The 22,493-nt window shown below is 65.7% G+C and carries 23 protein-coding genes; 14 read left to right on the top strand and 9 right to left on the bottom strand.

The features are described 5' to 3' along the window. Positions 1-34: 34 nt before the first annotated feature. Positions 35-769, bottom strand: coding sequence for a hypothetical protein (locus tag NDI56_RS11930; protein WP_310919757.1), 735 nt, complete (start codon positions 767-769; stop codon positions 35-37). Positions 770-1,024: 255 nt separating this feature from the next. Between NDI56_RS11930 and NDI56_RS11925 the strand changes: the two genes are divergently transcribed. From NDI56_RS11925 to NDI56_RS21860, 4 genes are all read left to right on the top strand, one after another. Next, entirely contained in the window at positions 1,025-2,236 is a 1,212-nt protein-coding gene (locus NDI56_RS11925; RefSeq protein WP_310919756.1) for an A24 family peptidase C-terminal domain-containing protein, read from the top strand. 42 nt (positions 2,237-2,278) lie between these two features. Continuing rightward, positions 2,279-2,641, top strand: coding sequence for a phosphoribosyl-AMP cyclohydrolase (hisI, locus tag NDI56_RS11920; protein WP_310919755.1), 363 nt, complete (start codon positions 2,279-2,281; stop codon positions 2,639-2,641). Beyond that, a complete protein-coding gene (locus tag NDI56_RS11915; protein WP_310919754.1) occupies positions 2,641-3,753 on the top strand; it encodes a DUF7118 family protein in 1,113 nt (370 codons plus the stop codon). Before hisI ends, NDI56_RS11915 begins: the two co-directional genes overlap by 1 nt. Positions 3,754-3,907: 154 nt before the next feature. Further along, complete coding sequence (locus NDI56_RS21860; protein ID WP_470303411.1) at positions 3,908-4,084, top strand: DUF7534 family protein; 177 nt, start codon at positions 3,908-3,910, stop codon at positions 4,082-4,084. A gap of 200 nt (positions 4,085-4,284) precedes the next feature. On the opposite strand, the gene glmM is transcribed toward NDI56_RS21860, so the two are convergent. Then, on the bottom strand, positions 4,285-5,643 hold the full coding sequence (gene glmM / locus NDI56_RS11910) for a phosphoglucosamine mutase (protein WP_310919753.1): 1,359 nt from the start codon (positions 5,641-5,643) through the stop codon (positions 4,285-4,287). Positions 5,644-5,778: 135 nt separating this feature from the next. Here glmM and pyrE point away from each other — a divergent pair, with 135 nt between their 5' ends. Further along, on the top strand, positions 5,779-6,318 hold the full coding sequence (gene pyrE, locus NDI56_RS11905; RefSeq protein ID WP_310919752.1) for an orotate phosphoribosyltransferase: 540 nt from the start codon (positions 5,779-5,781) through the stop codon (positions 6,316-6,318). Between the two features lie 115 nt (positions 6,319-6,433). Next, a complete protein-coding gene (locus NDI56_RS11900) occupies positions 6,434-6,688 on the top strand; it encodes a glutathione S-transferase N-terminal domain-containing protein (RefSeq protein ID WP_310919751.1) in 255 nt (84 codons plus the stop codon). 94 nt (positions 6,689-6,782) lie between these two features. On the opposite strand, the gene NDI56_RS11895 is transcribed toward NDI56_RS11900, so the two are convergent. Next, positions 6,783-7,469 (bottom strand): MBL fold metallo-hydrolase, encoded by a 687-nt coding sequence (locus NDI56_RS11895; protein ID WP_310919750.1) that lies wholly within the window; start codon positions 7,467-7,469, stop codon positions 6,783-6,785. Between the two features lie 73 nt (positions 7,470-7,542). Further along, positions 7,543-8,511 (bottom strand): transcriptional regulator, encoded by a 969-nt coding sequence (locus tag NDI56_RS11890; RefSeq protein ID WP_310919749.1) that lies wholly within the window; start codon positions 8,509-8,511, stop codon positions 7,543-7,545. A 256-nt stretch (positions 8,512-8,767) separates the two neighbouring features. Between NDI56_RS11890 and NDI56_RS11885 the strand changes: the two genes are divergently transcribed. From NDI56_RS11885 to NDI56_RS11875, 3 genes are all read left to right on the top strand, one after another. Next, positions 8,768-10,033, top strand: coding sequence for a TiaS agmantine-binding domain-containing protein (locus NDI56_RS11885; protein ID WP_310919748.1), 1,266 nt, complete (start codon positions 8,768-8,770; stop codon positions 10,031-10,033). A 101-nt stretch (positions 10,034-10,134) separates the two neighbouring features. Then, a complete protein-coding gene (locus NDI56_RS11880; protein WP_310919747.1) occupies positions 10,135-10,350 on the top strand; it encodes a DUF7511 domain-containing protein in 216 nt (71 codons plus the stop codon). Positions 10,351-10,407: 57 nt separating this feature from the next. Further along, on the top strand, positions 10,408-10,611 hold the full coding sequence (locus tag NDI56_RS11875; protein WP_310919746.1) for a hypothetical protein: 204 nt from the start codon (positions 10,408-10,410) through the stop codon (positions 10,609-10,611). On the opposite strand, the gene NDI56_RS11870 is transcribed toward NDI56_RS11875, so the two are convergent. Next, positions 10,608-11,564 (bottom strand): succinylglutamate desuccinylase/aspartoacylase family protein, encoded by a 957-nt coding sequence (locus tag NDI56_RS11870; protein ID WP_310919745.1) that lies wholly within the window; start codon positions 11,562-11,564, stop codon positions 10,608-10,610. The genes NDI56_RS11875 and NDI56_RS11870 overlap by 4 nt on opposite strands. A gap of 116 nt (positions 11,565-11,680) precedes the next feature. Here NDI56_RS11870 and NDI56_RS11865 point away from each other — a divergent pair, with 116 nt between their 5' ends. Then, the gene (locus NDI56_RS11865) at positions 11,681-11,956 is read left to right on the top strand and encodes a DUF7536 family protein (protein WP_417936014.1); all 276 of its coding nucleotides are present in this window, start codon (positions 11,681-11,683) and stop codon (positions 11,954-11,956) included. Here the strand turns inward: NDI56_RS11865 and NDI56_RS11860 are convergent. Continuing rightward, positions 11,931-13,163, bottom strand: a complete 1,233-nt coding sequence (locus NDI56_RS11860; protein WP_310919744.1) for a potassium channel family protein — start codon at positions 13,161-13,163, stop codon at positions 11,931-11,933. The genes NDI56_RS11865 and NDI56_RS11860 overlap by 26 nt on opposite strands. A 231-nt stretch (positions 13,164-13,394) precedes the next feature. Here NDI56_RS11860 and citZ point away from each other — a divergent pair, with 231 nt between their 5' ends. Then, the gene (citZ, locus tag NDI56_RS11855) at positions 13,395-14,540 is read left to right on the top strand and encodes a citrate synthase (RefSeq protein WP_310919743.1); all 1,146 of its coding nucleotides are present in this window, start codon (positions 13,395-13,397) and stop codon (positions 14,538-14,540) included. 1 nt (position 14,541) lies between these two features. Here citZ and NDI56_RS11850 read toward each other — a convergent pair whose 3' ends face one another. The 3 genes from NDI56_RS11850 to NDI56_RS11840 all read right to left on the bottom strand — a co-directional run bounded on the left by NDI56_RS11850 (position 14,542) and on the right by NDI56_RS11840 (position 18,219). Next, entirely contained in the window at positions 14,542-14,832 is a 291-nt protein-coding gene (locus NDI56_RS11850; protein ID WP_310919742.1) for a hypothetical protein, read from the bottom strand. Between the two features lie 332 nt (positions 14,833-15,164). Beyond that, the gene (locus NDI56_RS11845) at positions 15,165-16,796 is read right to left on the bottom strand and encodes a potassium channel family protein (protein ID WP_310919741.1); all 1,632 of its coding nucleotides are present in this window, start codon (positions 16,794-16,796) and stop codon (positions 15,165-15,167) included. Between the two features lie 568 nt (positions 16,797-17,364). Continuing rightward, positions 17,365-18,219, bottom strand: a complete 855-nt coding sequence (locus tag NDI56_RS11840; protein WP_310919740.1) for a hypothetical protein — start codon at positions 18,217-18,219, stop codon at positions 17,365-17,367. Between the two features lie 218 nt (positions 18,220-18,437). On the opposite strand from NDI56_RS11840, the gene NDI56_RS11835 reads away from it, so the two are divergent. The 3 genes from NDI56_RS11835 (at position 18,438) to ilvA (ending at position 22,459) form a co-directional block, all read left to right on the top strand. Further along, positions 18,438-19,481: an ABC transporter ATP-binding protein gene (locus tag NDI56_RS11835; protein ID WP_310919739.1), complete on the top strand. Its 1,044-nt coding sequence runs from the start codon at positions 18,438-18,440 to the stop codon at positions 19,479-19,481. Next, on the top strand, positions 19,478-20,287 hold the full coding sequence (locus NDI56_RS11830; RefSeq protein WP_310919738.1) for an ABC transporter permease: 810 nt from the start codon (positions 19,478-19,480) through the stop codon (positions 20,285-20,287). The genes NDI56_RS11835 and NDI56_RS11830 overlap by 4 nt, the downstream gene beginning before the upstream one ends. Positions 20,288-21,247: 960 nt before the next feature. Then, positions 21,248-22,459 carry a threonine ammonia-lyase gene (ilvA, locus tag NDI56_RS11825; protein ID WP_310919737.1) on the top strand — a complete coding sequence of 404 codons (1,212 nt, stop codon included), beginning with the start codon at positions 21,248-21,250 and terminating at the stop codon, positions 22,457-22,459. Positions 22,460-22,493: the final 34 nt, after the last annotated feature.

The following is a 22,493-nucleotide window of genomic DNA, read 5'->3' as shown; positions in this document are numbered from 1 at the left end:
GACGCACTCGTTCCCGTTTTCTCTGTCTCGATAGCTACATCGACACCAGAACGAGGACCGCGACCAGCAGCACCACGCCGACGAGCAGGGCGACGACGGTCCCGCTCATTCCGTCGCCGCCGTCCGTCGTCGCGGGCTCGCTCGCGGTGGAATCGGCCGGTTCGGTCCCCCCGTCGTCGCTCGGCGTCAGGTCGACGTCTCCGATGCCGTCCTCGTAGGCCGCTCTCGCGTCCCTGACGGTGGCGATGTGGGTCCCCAGCTCCTCGGCCAACTGTGCGTTCGACAGTCCGGGGTTCCGCACCGACCGTTCGAGAATCTCCGCTTCGAGCCCACTTCGGGCGTCTCTGACGATAGCGGTGTGGGTCCCCAGCTCCTCGGCGATGTCGGCGTTCGTCGCGTCCGGATTCCGGAGGGTGTGGGCCAGCACCTCCGCCTGAACGTCGCTTCGGAGGTCGCGGACGAGCGCCGTGTGTGTCCCCACCGCCTCGGCCAGTCGTGCGTTCGACAGGTCGGGCTCCGCCGCCGCCCGCTGGAGCACGGCCGCCTGGGTCCCCGAGAGGTCGTCGAGGACCCGTGTCTGCGACGAGAGCGCGCCCGGGCTCGCGTCGTCGTCGCTCTCCGCGGCCGCCTGCTTCGTCTTCCGGAGGTCACGGACCAGCGCGGTGTGTGTGCCCGTCTCCTCGGCGATGTCGGCGTTCGACATCCCCGGTTCGGAGTCCACCAAGTCGACGATGTACTGCTGGGTCGGCGTCGGACTGTCGAGTGCCACACTCACACCTCCCGAGACAGCGTCCCGGTCGCCCGTTGATTGCTCTCGTCACCGCTCCCACCGATATCCAGTTTAATTCGTGCCAGTCTCCCGCCCATACAACCTTCAAGGTCAAGCTACGCTAATCAATCTACCGCAAACATTGATATATGATAATGTACGACCCCGAACTGTCCCGGCTCGGGGCGCGGAGCGTCCGGTTTCGGCACCGAACCGACCGGAACCATTAGGGCCGTCCACGCGGGATGGGGAGTCGTGCTGGGGTCGATACCGGACCTGTTGCGACTGTTTGCCGTCCCCGTGTTCGGCTGGGCGGCGTACCGTGATATCGAGACCAGACGGGTCCCGAACAGGACGTGGGTCCCGCTGGCCGTGCTGGCCGTCGTGTTGCTCGTCTGGGACACCTACGCCGTCGTGAACGGCGGGGCGTTCGGCCGGCCGCCCGACCCCGCGGCCGACCCGCTGTTCTTCGTTCAGGTCGCCATCAGTCTGGGGTTCGTGGCGCCGCTCGCCTACGGCTTCTGGCTCATCGGCGGCTTCGGCGGGGCCGACGCCAAGGCGTTCATGCTCGTCTCCGTCCTCTTTCCCATCTACCCGACCTACTACCTCACGACGGCGGCGCTCCCGCTGGAGCCGTCGCTCATCGGCGTCTTCTCCCTGACCATCCTCTCGAACACGGTGCTTGCGGGGGTGGTCTACCCGCTCGGCGTCGCCGCCGGCAACCTCGCCCGGGGGCGGTTCTCCTGGGCCATGTTCCTCGGCAAACCGGTCCCTGTCCCCGAGATTCCCGAGCAGTACGGCCGGCTGCTGGAGTGCCCCGACGGGTTCACCCGGTCCGGACTCGACCTCGACGCGCTCCGGATGTACCTCGAGTGGCGCGGCGCCACGCTGGCGGCGCTGCGGGCCGACCCCGCGGCCCACCGCGACCCCGACTCGCTGCCGGACGAGCCGAACCCGCCGGGTGACGGCTCGTTCGTCACCGAGGGCGGTGAGCCGAACGACGTGAGGCGAGGCACATCGGAGCCACGGTCCGAGGGCGGTGAGCCGAACGACGCGAGGCGAGGCACATCGGAGCCACGGTCCGAGGGCGGTGAGCCGAACGACGCGAGGCGAGGCACATCGGAGCCACGGTCCGAGGGCGGTGAGCCGAACGACGTGAGGCGAGACTCGTCAGAGGGACGCTCTGACGGCGGCATGCCCATGCCGGAGGGCTCCGCCGACCAGTTCGGCACCGCCGGCACGGCCGACCCGTGGGGGGCCGAGCGGTTCCTCGACGATATCGAGGGGTCCGCCTACGGCACTGACGCCGAAACGCTCCGTGAGGGGCTCGAACTGGTGGTCGACGCCGACGAGGTGTGGGTGTCGCCGGGCATCCCGTTCCTCGTCCCGATGTTCGTCGGGCTGGTGACGGCGCTGGTCTACGGCGACGTGCTGTACGCGCTGCTTTCGGCGCTCGGGTTCGCCTGACCGTGCAAAAGACCTATACTAGCCACAGGCGACCGTCCGAACATGACCGACGTCACGCTCGCTTTCGACGACAACGAGTACCTCCCGGCGGTCGCACAGGACGCCGAGTCGGGCGACGTGCTGATGCTCGCGTACGTCACCGAGGAAGCCCTCGAACAGACGCGCGAGACGGGCTACGCCCACTACTACTCCCGGAGCCGCGACGAGCTCTGGAAGAAGGGCGCGACGAGTGGCCACACCCAGCAAATCGAGGAAGTGCGGGTCGACTGTGACGGGGACGCCCTGCTGTACCTGATAGACCAGTCCGGCGGGGCCTGTCACACCGGCTACGAGTCCTGTTTCCACCGGACCGTCGACGGCGAGACGGTCGGCGAGCAGGTGTTCGACCCCGACGACGTCTACTGATGGCCGACGCTGCCCAACGGCTTCGGGACGCTGCCACGCAGCGTCGACAGGCCCGCGAGCGCGTCGAGGACGTCGGCGAGGACCGGCTGCGACGCTGTCAGGAGCGCTACCGGGAGCTGCTCGAGCTGCTCGACCGCTACGGGGACACGGCGACGGGGAGCGGGAACTTCCAGGCGTTCACCGAGTTCGAGGGACGGGTGGCGACGCTGACCGACGACCTGGCCGACGACCTCCCGGAGAAGGAGACGTTCGAGGCCGTCGACGACCACCTCCAGCAGCGCCGCCTCAGCGAGTCCGACTTCGAGACCGCCCGACGGAAGCTCGAACCGGTGGGCGAGCGCGTGGCGCTGCTGGACGAGTGGGAGGACGCCCGCGAGCGCTACGCCGACGCCCGCCGCGTGGCTCGCAAGCGACTGCGTGAGCTGGACGACCGCATCGACGAACTCGAACGACTCCGGCGGCTCGGCGAGGCGGACCTCGACGCGCCGGTCGAGAAGCTGCGTTACCCCATCAAGACCTACGACGAGGCCGTCCGGGCGGCCTTCGACGAGTTCCGGTCGACCGCGTCGGCCCGCGAGGTGCTGTCGGCGGTGTCCCGGGCCGACGCGTTCCCGCTGGTGCCGTTCCAGTCGCCGCCGAGCGAGCTGTTCGACTACGTCCACAGCCACGCGGCCGGCACCGAACCGATACCGAAACTGCTCGAATACGCCGACTACTCCGCCTCGAAGCTCGACCACTACGTCGACGACACCGCGGCGCTCAAGCGGGCCGTGGGCACCCGGCGGACCTACCTCCGGAATCTCGACGCCGACCCGCTGACGGTGGGCTGGCCGCCGCCGCCGGCCGACCACCTCCCGTGGCTCGTCCGGGAGTACCGCTCGGTGCTTTCGGGGTTTGCCGGCGAGGGCGTGGTCGAGAAACTGCGTGAGGTCCGAGTACTGGCCCGACGCGAGGACTACGAGCGGCTGCGCGAGAGCGCGCTGGCCCGGGCGGAATTGGACGAGAGCGAGCGCGAGCGGCTGTCGAGCGGGGCCGTTGCGAACGAACTGCGGGACGCTCGTGAGGAGCAAGCGGCTGTCGAGGACGCGCTCGAAGAGTACGATGCGTTGTAGTCTGTGCGGAACTGGATGCTGAACACAGCGGGTGTAGTCAGCACGATGACTGCGCCTGTGTCGTACCGAGATTATTGAACCAATTACACACTGAGACTGAACGTGTGACACCGCTACCGGCAGGGTTATATTCTGATCAACTCACACTTTATTAATGGCTCTATCACGGCGTCTGAAGTTCGGTGTGTACGAATCGCTCCTGATCATACTCGGATTCGCTACTGCCGCTCAGGTGTTGCCTCCGGACCTCTATAGCCAAGTGATATCGACATTGCTAATTCTAGCGGTGACGCTCCCACTCTCGTATTGGTTGGCCTACAGACGGAACTAACCGCCACGCTCGTCTTCTGTATCGGCTCATTCAATTTTCTGCTCTCGGAGTGTGCCCTGCGAGATATGCGCCCTGTATGCAGCACGGCTGCTACCACCTCTCACCGATTGAGGGTGTCACCAAGACCAGGTTGTTGTATGCCAGGGCGATTCCCTGTCGACACGTCAGTCTCCGCTACGTCGAACACAGCATCAAGAATCTTATCCGCCCCGCTCGGCCGCGCCGACCATCTGGCCGGCCAGTTCCTCGGCCCGCTCCGGGGCCCGCGCTTCGGCGTAGACGCGGACGACCGGCTCCGTCCCCGAGGGCCGGGCCAGCACCCAGCCGTCGCCGTAGTCCAGCCGCCAGCCGTCGGTCGTGTCGAGCTCGGCGTCGGCGTCTGTGGCGTGGGCCTCGATACCGGCGAGCATCGACTCGCGGGCGCTCTCGTCGTCGACGTGGAGGTTCCGCCGGACGTTGTAGTAGTCGTCGTAGGGCGCCACCAGCTCGCGGGCCGACCGGTCCGCGAGCAGTTCACAGAAGCGAGCGGCGGTGTAGGCGCCGTCGCGGGCGATGCGGTAGTTCGGGAAGAGGACGCCGCCGTTGCCCTCGCCGGCGATGGGGACGTGGGTCCCCGCCGCCTGTCGCTCCCGGATGCGGCTGACGATGTACGTCGAGCCGATGGGGGTCAGCGAGAGGGTCGCACCGGCCTCCTCGACGACGTCGACGAGGCGCTGTGAGGCGTTGACCGCGCTGACGACCCCGTCGCCGTCTTCGAGCTCTGCGGCGGCCAGCGCCGCGAACATCGCGCTCCCGTCGATATGCTCGCCCCGTTCGTCGACGAACATCGCTCGGTCGCCGTCGCCGTCGTGCGCGATGCCCAGGTCGGCGTCGGTCGCGGCGACGTAGCTTCGCAGGTCCCCCAGCGTGGCCGCGACGGGTTCGGGATTCCTGCCCGGGAAGTGGCCGTCCGGCTGGGCGTTGACGGTGTGGACCGTACAGCCCAGCTCCCGGAACAGGCCGGGGCTGACGAGCGCCCCCGCGCCGTGGCCCGGGTCGACGACGACGGTCAGGTCGGCGCCGGCGATGCGGTCACGGTCGACCGACGCCAGTATGCCGGTCTCGTAGGCCCGCCGCGCGCTCTCGACGCGCCGGTCGGTCCCCATCCGGTCCCACGTGGCGTGGGTCGGCTCCTCCGCCAGCGCCCGTTCGACGTCGTCCAGCGTCTCGCGCGTCAGTTCGACGCCCTCGGGGCCGATGAGCTTGATACCGTTGTACGCCGGCGGGTTGTGACTCGCCGTCACCATCAGCCCCGGCACGCCCTCGGACTCGCAGTACGCCTGTAGCCCCGGCGTCGGGACGATACCCAGCCTGTCGACGTCGAACCCGACACCGGTGAACCCGCTCGTCACGGCGTTCTCGTAGGTCCGCCCGGTGGTCCGGGTGTCCCGAGCGACGGCGACCCGCTCGGTGTCCGTGGTCCACACGCTCCCCGCGGCCTGTGCGACCTGCATGGCGTCCTGTGGCGTCAGCTCTTCGCCGGCGACGCCTCGGACGCCGCTCGACCCGAACACGTGCATTCATGGAAGACTGCGTGGCCGATTGGCTTATGAATGTCGACAGCCGGAAATCCTGTCAAACTCCGTTACTGTGTGGTCTCACGGCGCGGAACGCGATTCCAACAGCCATTAGCCACCCGCCGGTCCAGATGGGGTATGGCCAAGCAGGAACTCATCGCGGCGCTCCGGGACGCGGACGCGGTCAAGTACGGGGAGTTCGAGCTCTCCCACGGTGGGACTTCGAACTACTACGTCGACAAGTACGTCTTCGAGACGAACCCGCGGTGTCTCGAACTCATCGCCGAGGCCTTCGCCGAGCGCCTCGGTGACGCGAAGCTCGGCGGCGTCGCGCTGGGCGGGGTCCCGCTGGTCGCCGTCACCAGCGTCGAGACGGGCCGCCCCTACGTCATCGCCCGCAAGCAACAGAAGGAGTACGGCACGGCGAACCTCGTCGAGGGCGCTCTCGAAGACGGCGAGGAGGTCGTCATCATCGAAGACATCGCGACGACGGGCCAGAGCGCCGTCGACGCGGCCGAGGCGCTTCGGGACGCTGGCGCGGTCGTCGAACGTGTCCTCGTGGTCGTCGACCGCGAGGAAGGCGCCACCGAGAACCTCGCCGACCACGACCTCGAACTGGAATCGCTGGTGACCGCCTCGGACCTGCTCGCCGACGCGCCGGACGATATCGACGCGTAACGAGTGGTGGAACCGCGAGCACGAACTGCCTCGCGGAGCCGCTGCCATCCGTCTGGTGGCGTCCGAACACACCACCGACGCGCTTTTTCCGGTCGACCCCGTAGAAGCTCGCGTAATGGCGAATCTCGAACTCTACGAACTGGAGGGGTGTCCGTACTGCGCGAAGGTGACCACGAAGCTCGACGAACTGGGGCTGGACTACGACTCACACATGGTTCCGCGCTCCCACAGCGAGCGCACCGAGGTCGAGGAGGTATCCGGCCAGACGGGCGTCCCGGTGCTCGTGGACCCCGACCACGGCGTCGAGGGGATGCCCGAATCAGACGACATCGTAGAGTACCTCGAAGAGACGTACGGCAACGCGGCGTAAGTAGGTCCGTAACCGGCTCGTTACCGTTCTCGAAGGGAGTGAGTGAGCGTTTTTCGAGGTGCACCGCTGTCCGAACACCGTTGTGGCCGCAGTATCAGCCGTCGACCGCTCGTGACAGTCGCCTGAACCCGTCGGTCAGCGGCGGCCCGTGACCCGGGCACGCGTGTTCGAACTCCGGCACGTCATCGAGCAGTTCCCGGATACTCGCTTCGAGCCGCTCGCTGTCGTAGTTGGTCGCCCGCCCGGTCGGTCGGAGCCGCTCGCCCCTGGCGTTGACGAGGTCACCCAGGAACGCCGCATCGACGCCGTCGTGCACGTACACCGTGTGGCCGGGCGTGTGTCCCGGCGTGTGGCGGGCCTCGAACCCGCCGATATCGTCGCCGTCGCGGACCGGGCGAACCGGGAGGTCGGGGAGCGTGAGCTGTCGGTAGTACAGCCGGTGTAGCGCCTCTAGACCGAACCGCGCGGTCCACGGTGGCAGGCTCTCACCGGCGACGTAGTCGCGGTCCTCGTGGTGGATGAACACCGGCGCGTCCAGGTCGGGCGTCAGCCGCGCTAGCGTGCCGACGTGGTCGGCGTCGTAGTGTGTCAGCAGTACGCGGTCGATAGTCTCCGGGTCGACCCCAGCATCGGCGAGCCCGTCTCGGACCCCCGATTCGTCCCCCGCCCACCCGGCATCCACGAGCGTCCGGCCGCCATCCCCCTCGACGACGTAGACGTTCGGCTTGTCGCGGGTCTGGCAGTCGATATGCCAGAGCCCCTCAGTGAGTCGTGTCGCCATTGGCGGCCGTTCGACGGCATCGACGCTAATTCTTTCGGCGCCGGCACGGGGAATAGAAACCACCGACCGCTTCTCAGGCCACTTCTTCGGGCTCCTCGCCGCGCTCCATGATGAGGTCCCGGAGGTCGTCGGCGTCCTCGATATCTTCCATCTCCGCCTCCTCGATGAGCGCCGTCCCGTCGACGGACTCACGGGTCAGCTCGTCGACGACGTACACCGAGCGGGTCCGGGTGACCGCACCCACCGACGACATGATGCGGGCGCGCTTCTCGGCGGCCTCGGTGAACGTCGAGTGGCCGGTCAGCACCTGCTCGCGCCGGCGGGCGTTCTCGTTGACGGTCTTGAACGGCGCGCGGTTGGTCGGGTGGACCTCGAAGCCGATGCGGGTGAAGACGGTGGCGATGGGTTCGTCCTCGGGCGCCACGTCGGGGTCTTCCGGCGTCGGCTCCTCGTCCCGGATCTCTTCGGCGCCGTCGAGGACGCTGACCGGTGACGTGAGGGGGGCATCGAAGAGGTCCTCCAGCTCGGCGGCGACCTCGACGGAGGCGTCCATCCCGTCCTCGTACTTCGAGACCGTCCGTCTGGACACCCCCAGTTCCTTGGCGAGTTTCCCCAGCGACCACTCCTTCTCTTCGCGGATGTCTGCCAGCACCTCGGAGTCGATGTTGACGTAGAGCCCGCCCGGTGCGGCGTAGATGAGCGGCGGGACCTCCTCGACGAACAGGTCCAGTGCGGTGTCGGGCGAGAGCACCGGGACGCCGTTGCGGAAGTAGACCACGCCCGGTTTCAGCTCCTCGTCGCGCGTCCGGAGACCGACGACGATCGGGGTCGCGTTCAGATAGGTCCCCAGCCGGCGCATCTCCGCTCCAGTTCGGGCGTCGAAGGCGTCGATGTTGCCCAGAATCTTCACGAGCAACACGTCCTCGCCGCGGCGGGCCGCGATGTCGAAGCTCTTGGGTCGAATCGCACACCGGTCGCTCACGAGGAACCCGGCGTCCTCGAGCATAGCGGTGACGTTGCCTACCAGTGCCGACCGTGACATCGTTTCTCTATTCGGCCCTAAGCCAGTCACCCCATATATGCGTTGTGCCGTCGCTGGAGACTCGGTTAGTCGCGGCCTGAACGTCGCCGTAGCTACCGGTGTCACCGTCTGAACGCCGACGGTACCCCTGTGTCCACACCGCCTGACAGCCCTTGCCCTCTCTCCCGTCCGGTGAAACAGACAACCGGGCGACTGTTTCTGGCCGACCTCGAACAGCGACGAAACCGCTATGCCGGAGAACCCAGTACCCGAGGGTGTGACCGTCGTCGGACTGGACGATACCGACTCCCGGGAGACGGGAATGTGTACGACCTACGCCGCCGCCCGGCTCGCCGAGCGGATACGCGACGCCGGCGGCAGCGTCGAGCGTCTGCTGCTCGTCCGTCTCAACCCGGCCGTCGAGCACAAGACCCGCGGTAACGCCGCACTTTCGGTACACACCGACCTCGACCCCGACCGCGCGCTCGCGCTGGCCCGCGAGACGCTCGCCCTCGCTCAGACCGACGACCCGAAGACGAACCCCGGCGTCGTCGTCGCCGACTGCGAGCCCGACGCGGTGCCGGCACAGGTCGCCGAGTTCGCCCTCGACGCGATCAGGGAGATTCAGGACCGAACGACCGCGACGCTGCTTGCCGACACCGCGGGCTTTGCCCGGGCCCAGCGGGGCAACGGCCGCGGGCTCGTCGGCGCGCTCGCGGCCGTCGGCGCGTGGGCCGCTATCGACGACTGGACCTACGAACACATCGCCTACCGCGAGGCGTCGCGCTGGGGCACCGAGCGCGAGGTCGACGCCGGGAGCGTTCGAGCCGCCGCCGAGGCCCACTACCCGACGGTGTGGGACACCGTCGACAGCGCGTCGGGCTACCCGGTCTGTGTGCCCCGGACGCCCTGTCCGATCCTCTACGGGATTCGGGGCGACGAGCCCGACGCCTGCCGGGCCGTCGCCGACGCCATCGAGAGCGAGCCGGTCGACCGCCGGGCGACGTTCGTGACCAACCAGGGGACCGACGTGCATCTGCAGGCGGGGACCGTCGACTCGGTGGCCGACGACAGCGCCTACCGCGTCACCGGCACCGTCGCCGACGGCCCGGAGACCCGCGAGGGCGGCCACGTGTTCCTGACGCTCGCCGACGGTGACGCCCGGCTCCGGTGTGCCGCCTTCGAGCCCACGAAGAGCTTTCGCGACCGCGTGCGAGCGCTGCGCGAGGGCGACGAACTCACGGTCTGTGGCGAGGTGAGCGACGGGACCCTGAAACTCGAGAAGTTCGCCGTCCGCGAGCTGGTCCGGACCGAGCCGGCGACGCCCGACTGCCCCGACTGCGGAGCGACGATGTCCTCGGCCGGGCGGAATCAGGGCTACCGCTGTCGGGACTGCGGGACCAGCGCCGACGGGAAGGTCCCGGAACCCGTCGCCCGCGACCTCGAACCGGGCTGGTACGAGGTCCCGCCGGTGGCTCGTCGGCACATCGCCAAGCCGCTGGTCCGGGGCGGGTTCGACGGGGTGACACATCCGGAGCGGTAGTGTCGCCGATACCGGGGCGGCCACACAGTAGGCCGGGCAAACCCTCGCTGGACCCCGGTTATGGAAGTTATAACAATACGTTTCGTACCGGTAGCGACCGTATGAGCAGTGAGTCGTCGCAACCGGAGATCGAGACACGACCGCCACTTCCACAGGACGAGTTCAGCGAGGCACTCCTCACCGCGGAGCTGGAACCGACTGCCGACGGCGGCCAGCGTGCGCTCCTGTACCCGGAAGATAGGCCCGACGTCGAGCTGGCAACCCACTGGCTCGCGGCCCCGGAGACCCTCCTCGTCGACCTCGACGACATTCGGTGACGCCTTCTATCACGTAATCGACTGGTAACAATACTGTTTCCGGGTCTGAGACCGTCTATGGGTACTGAACACCAGTCAGCTGGCGAGCGCACGCCGTCGCCGGACCCGGAAGAGGGCGTCCTCCCGGCGGTCGTCAGAAGTCGCTCGGACGGGACGGAGCGATACATCTGCTACGCCGCCGACGTGGACCCGGCCGAGGTCGACTCACAGTGGGTCTCGGTCGACGCCGAGACACCCGTGTCGCTGGTGTTGTGGCGCTAGTACGTGTCGATGTTCGTCCCGACCGAACAGACGTACTCGCCGGTGGCGACCTGCGGGAGCCGGCGCGAGCGCCAGAAGATGCCGGCCGAGTCGGCGGTTATCTCGGATTTCGTCGCGCCGAACACGTCGGTCACCTCGAACAGCGTGTCCCCGCGACTGACGCGGTCACCGAGTTCGGGGCGCAAATCGACGAGCCCGCCGACCGGTGAGCCGTACTGCTCGAAGCCGGTGGCGCGGGCCTGTGGCGACGGGCTGTACGTGCCGGTCAGGAAGTCGTAGTACCGGAGCACGTTGAACACGCCGTCGACGCCGGCCCGTATCGACTGTTCGTCCCAGCCGACACAGCCGCCGAGTTCGGGGTCGATGGTCGGGACGCCCTCGTCCGGCGCGGCCCGCGCGAGCTGGCCGTCCGGGCCCTTCTGGTCCAGAATGTGGCCACAGTCGAACACCTTCGCGAGTTCGAGGCACTCGCTGTGGAGGCGGTGCCGGGAGCCACAGCGGACGCGGACCTCCTCTATCATCCGCGAGGTCGACCCCTGGTGGAGGTCGACGACGAGGTCGGCGCTGACGGCGGCGTCGTAGGTGGCCGCCGCGATCCGCTCGCTGGAGGTACCGGAGGCGTCGCCGGGGTAGGCCCGGTTCATCTTCGTGTCGTCGATGGGGTTGCGGTGTTGTGCGACCTGGAACGCGTGGTAGTTGACGATGCCACAGACGAGAATCGTCCCCGAAAGCTCCGTCGGGTCTATCTGTGGGACGACCCGCTGGATGACGCCCACGCCGTTCAGTTCGTCGCCGTCGCTCGCCGCCTGCATGTAGAGCGTCTTTCCGTCTCTGGACCCGTTGACGACCGCGACCGGCAGACCGATGGGACTGCCGTCGCGACTCTCGCCGACCTCCAGACGCCCGGTGTCTATCTCACCGGGAGCGGCACTCGCCGTACCGAGAGTTACCATTACCCGCCCATTGGAGTTGTCCGACTTTACTGGTTCGGATTCGGCGGCGCGAAACCGCCCGCACGCCCCGCGACGACACCGATGGGGTCTTTTTGCCCCAGTCCGTACGTCGGCCCGTGTCAGAGTCCGAGCCCGAGAGTGGCGCGGCGGCGATGGTCGCCGCGCTGAACGTGGTGCGCAACGCGAAGTACGGCTTCGGCCTCGCCGCTCTCGTGACGGCGGGGCTGGTCGCCTTCTTCGTCCTCGCCCCGCTTTTCGTCCTCCCCGGGACCACGCGCCCGACGTACCTCTACGGGGCGCTCGCCTTCGTGCTGGTCGTCTCGCTTGGCGGCCTGCTGACGGCGGTGTTCACCGTCGTGTCGGCGGTCAGGCTGGCCCGCTCGTCTCCGTGAGCGTCGTGAACCGTTCCGCGCCCGTGCGGGTCCCCTTCGCGAGCAACACGTCACCGGCCCGTAGCGGTGTCTCCGGTCCCGGCGAGACGACCCACTCGCCGCCCTCGCGGCCGGTGCGGTCGCTCTGGCCAGTCGCCCGCCGGATAGCGATGATTCGCATCCCAGTCTCCGTCTTGACCGCGGCGTCGCCGATGGTCCGGCCGGCCAGCGCGCTGTCGTCGGTCACCGTCGCGCGGACGAGTATCTCGTCGGATTCGCGCACCGCTTCGGCGACGACGGGGTGTGTCGAGAGCCCCCGCAACACCCCCTCGCTGATTTCGAGGGCGGCGTCGGAGATGACCTCCGTCGAGCGGGCGAGGTGGACCAGCCCGCGCAGCGAGACGGGGTCGTCCATGTCGGCGGCCGCCCGGAGGGTCCACGCCTCGAATCTGGACTGGAGGGCGTCGACCTCGGCTTCGAGTTCGACGACCTCCTCGGCGACGGCCTCGCTGTCGAAGAGCACGGCGCCGTAGGCCAGGTCGACGGCGAGCTCGCCCATGTCTTTCATCAGAACGATGGAGTCGACGGCGCGTTCGAGGTCCTGCGTGTCGCCCTCCGGCGGTTCGGGCGGCTCGTAGCGCTCGCCGGTGGCGTCGTGGTAGACGTCGCTGACGCCGTCTTCGGGCCCGCGAAGCAGGACCACGTCGTCGGCTGCCAGCTCCGTCTCCCGGGTGGGGTTGAGCAGCCAGTTCCCTTGCCGGCGGATGGCTAGCGCGCGTACGCCGGTCTCCGTTTCGAGGTTCAGCGCACCGAGCGTCTGACCGGCGAGCGGCGAGTCGGCGGTGACCGTCGCTCGAACGAGCGTCTCGACGGCCTCGGGCAGCGCCGCTCGCATCGTGTCCGGCAGGCCGATATCCTCCAGTACTACTTTGGCGATATCCCCGGCGGCGTCGCTTATCTTCTCGGCGGCCCCGACCATCCCCAGCACCGGTGCCAGCGTCTCGGCGTCGTCCGTCGACCGGCAGGCCATCAGCAGGCTCATCCGCGCGCGAAGCTGGAGCACGTCCATCTTGGCTTCGAGCTCCAGCACCTCGCTGGCCACGTCGTCGCTTCCCAGCAACACGGCCGAGTACGAGAGGTCGATGAGCAACTCGGCGGTGTCTTTCATCTCCGAAAGCACCGCTTTGACACTCACCGGCTCGTACTTGACCGTACCCGTGGGCTCCATACTCCCCGATTTGACACCGCTGTTGAAAAGGGTTCGCTCTATGGCATCTTCTCCCACGACAGCTCTTCTCGCGCTTCGGCGACGGAATCGCTATTCGAGCCGTCTGGAGTTAGAGAAATCCTAATCCAACCGCATTCGGGTGACTGAACGTCCAGTTTCGTGACGGCGACCATGTGACAGTGACGCCCGGAAAGAAAATGCTTTTCCCGACCGGTCGGATACGGTTTGGGTATGTCCGACGACCTCAAGAAAGGGCTGGAGGGAGTCCTCGTCACCGAATCCGGTCTCAGCGTGATCGACGGTGACGCGGGCGAACTCGTCTACAGGGGGTACACCATCGAGGACCTCGCGAACGGTGCCAGCTACGAGGAGGTCCTGTACCTCCTCTGGTACGGCCACCTGCCCGACAGCGGCGAACTCGACGCGTTCGCCTCGGAGATGGCGGGCGAGCGCGAGGTGGACGACGCCGTGCTCGCGACGGTCCGCGAGATGGCCGAGGCCGACGAGAACCCGATGGCCGCGCTCCGGACGGCCGTCTCGATGCTCTCCGGGTTCGACCCCGCGCCCGAGGACGCCGACCCGACCGACGAGGACGTGAACCTCGCCACCGGTCGCCGAATCACGGCGAAGGTCCCCACCATCATCGCCGCCTTCACCCGCATCCGCAGCGGCGACGACCCGGTCGAGCCCCGCGAGGACCTGGGCCACGCCGAGAACTTCCTCTACATGCTCAACGACGAGGTGCCCGACGACGTCCTCGCGGACGTCTTCGACCAGGCCCTCGTCCTCCACGCCGACCACGGTATCAACGCCTCGACGTTCTCGGCGATGGTCACCGCCTCCACCCTGTCGGACCTCCACAGCTCGGTCACCGCCGCTATCGGCACGCTGAAAGGACCGCTGCACGGCGGCGCCAATCAGGACGTCATGGAGATGCTCAAAGAGGTCGACGACGCCGAACAGGACCCCCTCGACTGGGTGAAGACCGCTCTCGACGAGGGTCGCCGGGTGTCGGGCTTTGGCCACCGCGTCTACAACGTCAAGGACCCCCGCGCGAAGATTCTGGGCGAGCGCTCGAAGGAGCTCGGCGAGGCCGCCGGCTCGCTGAAGTGGTACGAGATGTCCACGACCATCGAGGACTACCTCATGGAGGAGAAGGGGCTCGCCCCCAACGTCGACTTCTACTCCGCCTCGACGTACTACCAGATGGGCATCCCCATCGACATCTACACCCCCATCTTCGCGATGTCCCGCGTCGGCGGCTGGGTCGCCCACGTCATCGAGTACATCGAGGACAACCGGCTCATTCGCCCCCGCGCCCGGTACGTCGGCCCGGACCCGGCCGAGACGACGTTCGTGCCGCTGGACGAGCGATAGCCTAGTCCCTCTCCTTCCGCAACTGCCGCACCAGATTCAGATGCAGCAGGTGCAGATGCATCCCGATACCGAACAACAGGAGCCCCATTCCGACGAATATCAGGGGGAGGAGAATCGCGTCGACCGCGGCCGTGGCAGCGTCCAGATTCGCCGGCAACAGAACGACCACCGCCAGGAGGAACGCACCGAGAATGACACCGAGCCCGGCCTTTACGAACTGAGAGTAGCGGCCCAGCTGTTGCATTCGATTCTCTATTTCCGCCGTGCTGGTGGTGTCGTCGTCCGAAGACATCTGTCTGGAGACCGCTCGACGAGAGATACCGCTCGCAACCGGTGAAAAGGAATGCTTGCTGTCGCAAGTTACAGTCGCTTTGGCGCGTGAGCCCCACCGCGATGGGTTCTGTGACAGCCGCCTTCACGACTGTCTGTGGCCGTGAGCGCGTTCCATCGCGCGAACACGGGGAAGGGCAGGCTGGCGCTGAGTGCGTCCGGCGGCGGAGCCGCCGGTTCTCCGAAAGCGCGCCGATGGCGCGCTTTCGGCCATTTTAGCGTAGATTTTTGCGGCGAGTGGTGCCCGCAGTGGCGCGAAGCGCCGCGAGGACACCCGAGCCGGAAAAAGGTACTTTAGAAGAGGCGCTGAAACTGCGCCACACCGGCATCCGTTCCGGCGATGACGAGGCTGTCACCGTACTGGACGCGCACGTCCGGTCCGAGGTCGGTCAGTACGGTCCCGTTGCGCTCGACGACGACGACCGTACAGCCGGTCCGGGAGCGGACGTCCGCGTCACCGAGGCTCGTCCCGGCGAGTTTGCCGGCGTCGACCCGGATGATTTCGACCTGCTGGTCCATGGAGATGACGTTCTCGTTTTCCAGAATCGTGGACGCGAGCATCCGGCCGCTGACGGTCGCCAGCGAGAGGACGTAGTCGGCCCCCGCGCGGTACATCTTGGTGACGTTCTCGGTCTCCTCGGCGCGGGCGATGACTTCGACCTCGGGGTTGAGGTCCCGGATTACGAGCGTCGCGAACTCGGTGTCGGTGTCCGCCGAGAGCGCGAGGATGACCGTGCGGGCGTTCTGCACGTCGGCCGCTCGCAGGTCGTCGGGCTCCGTGGCGTCGCCGACAACGTCGACGCCGTCATTCGCTTTCCGGTCGAGCACCGTGTACGGAACGGCGGCCTCTTCGAGGTGGCCGGCGACGGTCTGTCCGACCTCGCCGTAGCCGACGATGACCGTCTCGCCGCGGCGAAAGCCCCGCACGCTGGAGAGGGTCATCGACTTCAGCGATTCGAGCTGGTCGGCGGTCCCGGAGGCCAGCAGGACGGTCGAGCCGTCGAGTTCGGCGTCGGGCGAGGGCGGGCTGACGAACTGGCCGCGGAACCACGCCCCGATGATGTTGACGCCGGTCTGTTCGCGGATTTGGCTCTCGGCGAGGGTCGTCCCGACGAGGCCGCTCCCCCGGTGGATCGGCAGCTCCGCGATGTCGAAGTCCTCGCCGACCTCGATGGAGTCGCCCAGCGTCGTCGAGACGCCGGTCGTGACCTTGCTGGCGAGGCTCTCGCCCAACAGCCGGCGCGGCGAGAGGACGGCGTCGGCGCCGGCGAGGTCGTGGTACTTCGCCCGGTCGGGCTCCTCGACGACGCTGACCCGCCGCACGTCTTCGTCGACTTCGCGGGCGGTGAGAACGATACTCGTGTTGACCTGATCGGAGGCGTCGGCGACGAGTGCGCGGGCGCTGGAGAGGCGGGCTTGCTCTAACCCCTCGACGGACTGGGGGTCGGCGTGGATGACGTGGTATCCCTCCTCGTAAAGGTCGTCGGCCCGGTCGCTGTCCGGTTCGACCACGATGTAGTCCACATCCCACGATTCGAGTTCGGTGACGAGCGTCTCGCCACGGGGGGTGAACTGGCAGATAACGACGTGGTCTTCCAGGTCGCGCTCGACGGTGGTCGGGGCGTTCGTCTCTATTGCCTCCTCGAACAGTGGGAAGAGGAGGACCGGCAGCGCGAGGAAGATGAGGATGACGCCGGTGATGTCTATCACCATCACGAGGACGAGCATCTCCGCGCTCTGCCACGGTGAGTCGGAGCCGTAGCCGGTGGTCGTGAACGTCTCGACGACGAACTGGAGCGACCGGAGGAAGCTGCGAGGGTCGTTCTCGAAGGCCGACATCCCGTAGTCGTAGACGGCTGCAAAACCCAGAATGACGCCGGCCAGCCCGACGATGTATATCAGCGTCCGCCGCTGCCACGTATCCATCTACTCCATATCTTGCCGAGGCCGCCTAAAACAGTTCTGCCAAGCGAGTCGGCCGTCAGTTATTTATCGCGTTCCCCGGTCCTGACACCGCAGTGATGGCTGTCTGCACGGTCTCCTCGTCCCGTGATTACACTTTCACTCCGCTTCGGCTGGGTTTAAGTACTCTCGCCTGTTCGCTTCGACTGCAGTCACACGCTCCACCCTATCCGTTTTCGCCGATCCCAGCAGTTGGAGCTACGCACGACTGTCGTCGTGGGATTCAGGATGATATTCGCACCGACAGTTCAGACCCTCGGACTCCTCGCCCGCTCGGTCGTCTGGACGGGTAATGTTCAATCACGCCACTGAACTGTGTTCGACACTGCGACGCTGAACGGTTCTGCGACGCGACCAGAACGTCTGACCGTTCCATCGACTCTTGGCGGTCGTATCACGCCTCGGTTTCCTCGGGTGTCAGCGTCCCACGGTCGACGAGATACGCCCGCTGGGCCGCCACGGGCGGACAGGCGACCCTGCCTTCGGTGAGCCGAGAGCGGTGCAGCCAACTCGGACAACACCAGCTAAAATATCAATTATCCTTTGATTCGTCGGGATATTTCGACATGTGTCCGCCCTGCCACGGCGCCCGCATCTGAGAGGCATAGTCTTCGGGATAGGCAGCGAGTGTCTCGTCGAGTTCGTCTTTGAACTGCTGATACTGTCCCGAAAACGCTTCCTTATCGAATAGTGCAACAGCATTCGACGGGTCGTCGTCGGAGCCGTACTGGTTGAGATCGGTCGTGAACTGCATGAGTTTATGAACCGTCCGTCCGACCTCCTCCGCGCGGGCGATCTCCTCGTCGTCGGCACCGGCCACGATGGCGGCGAGTCCAGTTATCGAACTCCGCAAGAGTGCCTGTTCTTCGAGCAGGTCGAGATACCCCGCTTCGGTCTGTTTCTCGTCCGCAGTCGGCTCGTGGACACAGCACTCGACCAGTTCCGTCGCTTCCCACGTCCAGTACTCCACGGCATCGTCACCGAGCCGGTGGAGGAGTCGGACGAGTACCGGCATGAGGAACTGGAGGGCCACTATGGCTTCCCGCTCGTGACCCGGTTTCACATCGCCATCTATCACATCGTCGACGATATCGTAGTACTCTGCAACGATGATAGCGAACTGCAGCAGTGTCTGGCGGGTCTCCTCGTCACCGCCGTGGATACGGTGAATCTGGTCTGCCTGAAACGCGGTCGTGGGTTTCGGACGCCGATCACGCTTCGGTAACACGTCGTTTCCTTTAAACGCGAGCCGATAGACGTACTGTCGGGTCTCATCGGACCCGAACTCCTCTTCTAGAAGTGTCTGAACCTGGATTAGTTTTTGCTCGTAGAACTCCTGAAGATAGTCTCCGGAGCCCTCAAGACTGTTACCTCCATCTGTCTCCATACCTATATATCTACAATAATATTTATTAATTTTATGTTGTAAACTGGACGGTGTAACCAGCGGCCACCGTGACAACGGCTGCACGCACACACCCCTCTCATGACGGTCCACTGATGGTCGCCACGATGTCCAGAAGCGGCTTTCGCTAGCGTGGGTTGTCACTCCGTCTGAACTTTCAGGGTGTACGTTTATTATCGCTCATAAAATATAAAAATATAATGAGAAATCATTCGACAGGAGTTGCCGGGAGTTCCCACCCGATAATCGAGGTCCGGGGACTCACAAAGCGATTTTCCGGCCCTGAAGGCGAGATAACTGCTGTCGACGGTGTGTCGTTCGATATAAACGAAGGTGAAATCGTCGGCTTTCTCGGTCCGAACGGTGCCGGAAAGACCACGACGATCAAATCCATCCTCGGCATCATCGAACCGACCGACGGAACAGCGTTGATAGACGGCCTCGACCCCACTGTCGAGACCAAACAGGTGTACAACCGCGTGAGTGGCATGCTCGAAGGGGCACGCAATCTCTACTGGCGGCTTACCGTCCGGGAGAACCTCCGGTATTTCACCGGGCTGCAGGGTCGACATCCGGACAGAGAAACCGAGCGACACGAACGACTGCTCTCGCTGGTCAACCTCGAATCGAAGGCTGACGAACAGGTTCGGTCGCTCTCTCGGGGCATGAAACAGAAGGCCTGTCTCGCCTGCGTCCTGGCCCGCTCGACGCCGATTGTTTTCCTCGATGAACCGACCCTCGGGCTCGACGTCGAAGGGAGCCGCGACCTCCAGTCGGAACTCCGTCGGTTGGCGACAGAGGAAGACCGGACGGTAATCATCTCCAGTCACGACATGGACGTGATCGAGTCCGTCTGTGATAGGGTGCTCTTGTTCGACGACGGGGAACTCGCCGTCGAAGACCGCCTGGAGTCACTGCTCGGGGCGTTTTCGACCCAGGCCTATCGGGTCCATCTCAGCGAGAGATTTCCCGCCGAGCAATCACTCGAGGGGTACGACCCCGACTGGGCGGGAGACCGAAGGTCGTTCAGTGTGACCCTCCGCGACGAGACTGACTTCTACAACTTCACCGACGTGCTCGAAGCATCCGATGCAAGTCTGGACCGGATAGAGCCGATCACGGCCGACCTCGAGAACGTGTTCGTCTCGATACTCGAGGAAGAAGCCGATGTCCAGAGACAGGAGACACCGGCCACGGATGGACAGTCCGGGTTCGTCACGGGCCAACAGGGTGTCGACTCGTGAGCAACCAGGTCGAGCAGTCGGGGTCATCGACAGCGAACGAGACGAGCCTGCGGGCGCTGGTTCGCGTCACGTTCGAGAAAGAATCCATCATTCTTCGACGATACTGGTTCAATACTGTCGGCGGTATCGGCGCGACCTACGTCATGTTCCTGTTGATCTTCTTCGGCGGTCGGACGGTGACACCGACGCTCGTCACCGAGAACCTGACTGGAATCATCGTCGGCTTTTTCATCTGGACGATGTCCTGGAGCTCGTTTCAGACCTCTGCCCAGACACTCTCCCGGGAAGCGAGATGGGGAACGCTGGAACAGACGTACATGAGTCCATTCGGGCTGTTTACTGTAATTTCGACGCGAATCACCGTACAACTGAGTTACACGCTTGTCATCGGCCATATCATGCTCCTCTTCATGATGATTCCCACGGGGACATGGGTCTGGATAGACCCCCTCAGTGTCGTCCCGCTGGCCGTCGTCACGATGTTGTCTGCCACTGGACTCGGCTACGCCTTCGGGGGTTTGGCGCTGGTGTACAAACGTGTCAGCAGTATCTTCATGATAGTGCAGGTGCTGCTTCTGGGCGCCATCAGTTCCCCCGCCACCCTGTTTACGAACCTGCTTCCGCTCGCGTGGGGAACCGACCTCATCGTGGTGGTAATCTCCCAGGGAACGTCACTCTGGCAACTCCCGCTGACCGACCTTGGCGGGGTGAGCGCGGTGACGATAGGATATCTGGTGGTCGGGTACGGTGTCTTCGGATACGCGATGAAGGTGACAAAACGACGCGGAATTATGGGTCATTACTAGCCTGTGTCGACTGGACCATCCGGTCGTTGCTCTGCAGACGTCGATTCCGAACGTGTGGCCCGACAACCGAGCGAGTGACGTCATTCGCGCCGTCACCGGCGCGGCTGCCATCCACCACCCGAGTCATCGCCCCGCAGTTTCCCATTGCGGCGCTCTCCGTGGGGGTTGACCTCGCGGTTCCCGTTTCGGGTCCGCTCACACCCGTTGTCGGGATTTGCAGAGCGCCGTCGCCATTGGTGGTTGACCACGCCATTCCAGTGGTGACCGGCCAGTCGAACGGAGTGTCTCCGTCTCTGAGTCACTGGCTGGAGCGCTCCTACACACTGTGGGTCTGTGCTGACTGTTTCCGGGGGGAGTAGACGTACGCTCCTGCCCTGTTCACTCCGCAATACCGACAGCACCTCGGCTCACTCGTCACGTACGGGAACTCGCGGACCCAAAAGATGGTTCGGGATACCGCCGACGCGGTGTCGACACTCACCGATCGATCACTGCGACTGACCCTAGAACCAGTCTCCGACGTCGTCGGGGGTGTGGCAGCTTGCCCTCAGCGGCGGAACTGCTGAGTCGTTGAGCATATCAACGCGGTGCTTCAGGTCGGCTCGGAAATCAACGTTTGCCATTAAGTGAACTCCACTAGATTAATATCAGCCATCATGTTTATAGCTTTTGATTTTCATTTGTCAGTTCGGAGGACAGTGCGTCGCCACAGCAATGATATCGTGTCCCCGTCGTGCAGGATCTGGTCGCCTTCCATGCGACCGTCGGTTCTAGGAGGGAGATGTAGTCGTCGTAATGCGTTCGTCGGAGACGACGTGCGAACTGGTGACCGTGGGTTTCGAGCCTCTCTTCCCGTTCTTCTGGGGTTGTTGCACGAAGCGGACGGCTTCGTTTCACTCCCGAAAGGGTAGGGACTCACCGTGCACTATGTATAACTCGCCACGCCCAGTAGCCGGTGCTATGCTCTCTGTAGAGGACGTGCAGGCGGCCAGGGACCGGGTCGCCGAGACCACACGGCAGACGCCGCTGGAGTACTCTCACACCTTCTCCGCGATGACCGGTGCCGAGGTCCATCTGAAACTCGAACTGTTCCAGCGCACCGGCTCGTTCAAGCTGCGTGGTGCCACCAACCGCATCGCGACGCTGTCGGACGAACAGCGCGAGAACGGCGTCGTCACCGCGAGCGCCGGCAACCACGCCCAGGGCGTCGCGCTGGCGGCCACCCGAATCGGCGTCGACTCGACCATCGTGATGCCCGAACACGCGCCCATCTCGAAGGTGAAGGCGACCCGGAGCTACGGGGGGAACGTGGTGCTGTACGGCGAGGACTACGACGAGGCCGCTGAACGCGCCCACGAGATAGAGCGCGAGGAGGGCCGGACCTACGTCCACGCCTTCGACGACGACTACGTGATGGCCGGCCAGGGGACCATCGGGCTGGAAATCTACGACGAACTCCCCGAGGTCGATACCGTCGTGGTCCCCATCGGCGGCGGGGGGCTCATCAGCGGCATCGCCACCGCGCTGAAGGGGATGGACCCCTCGATTCGCGTCGTCGGCGTCCAGGCCGAGGGGGCCTCCAGCGTGGCGGAGTCGCTGCGCAAGGGCGAGCGAATCGAACGCGACAGCGTCGAGACCATCGCCGACGGCATCGCCACCCGGACCGTGGGCGAGCACACCTTCGAGGTCATCCGCGACCGCGTCGACAGCGTGGTGACCGTCTCGGACTCGGAGATAGCCGTGGCGCTCACCACCCTGCTGGAACGCTCGAAGACCCTCGCCGAGGGGGCCGGCGCCGTCGCGCTCGCCGCCGTCGTGGAGTCGAAGTTCGACTACGACGACGACGAAGTCATCGTCCCGGCGCTGTGTGGGGGCAACATCGACCTGAACACGCTCACGAACGTCATCGTCCGCGGACTCGTCGAGACCGGCCGCTATCTCCGCATCAAGACGGTACTGAAGGACCGCCCCGGTGCGCTGGAGGAACTCGTCGGCGTGCTCTCGGCCCAGCAGGTCAACATCTACGCCATCGAGCACGACCGCACCAACCGCGACGTGGCGATGAACGACGCCGAGGTCGAACTGGACCTCGAAACCCGCGGTCCCGACCACGTCGACCAGTTGCTCGCCGCGCTGCGCGACCGCGGCTACCCCGTCGAAGTGCTGGTCTGACGGCGGTTTTATAGGCTTCGCGGGCCCCCTCTCA

It is taken from the genome of Halomicroarcula saliterrae, from assembly GCF_031624395.1.
Classification (GTDB): Archaea; Halobacteriota; Halobacteria; order Halobacteriales; family Haloarculaceae; genus Haloarcula; species Haloarcula saliterrae.
The sequence above is the reverse complement of the archived record's forward strand: the minus strand, read 5'-3'. Positions and strand labels throughout refer to the sequence as shown.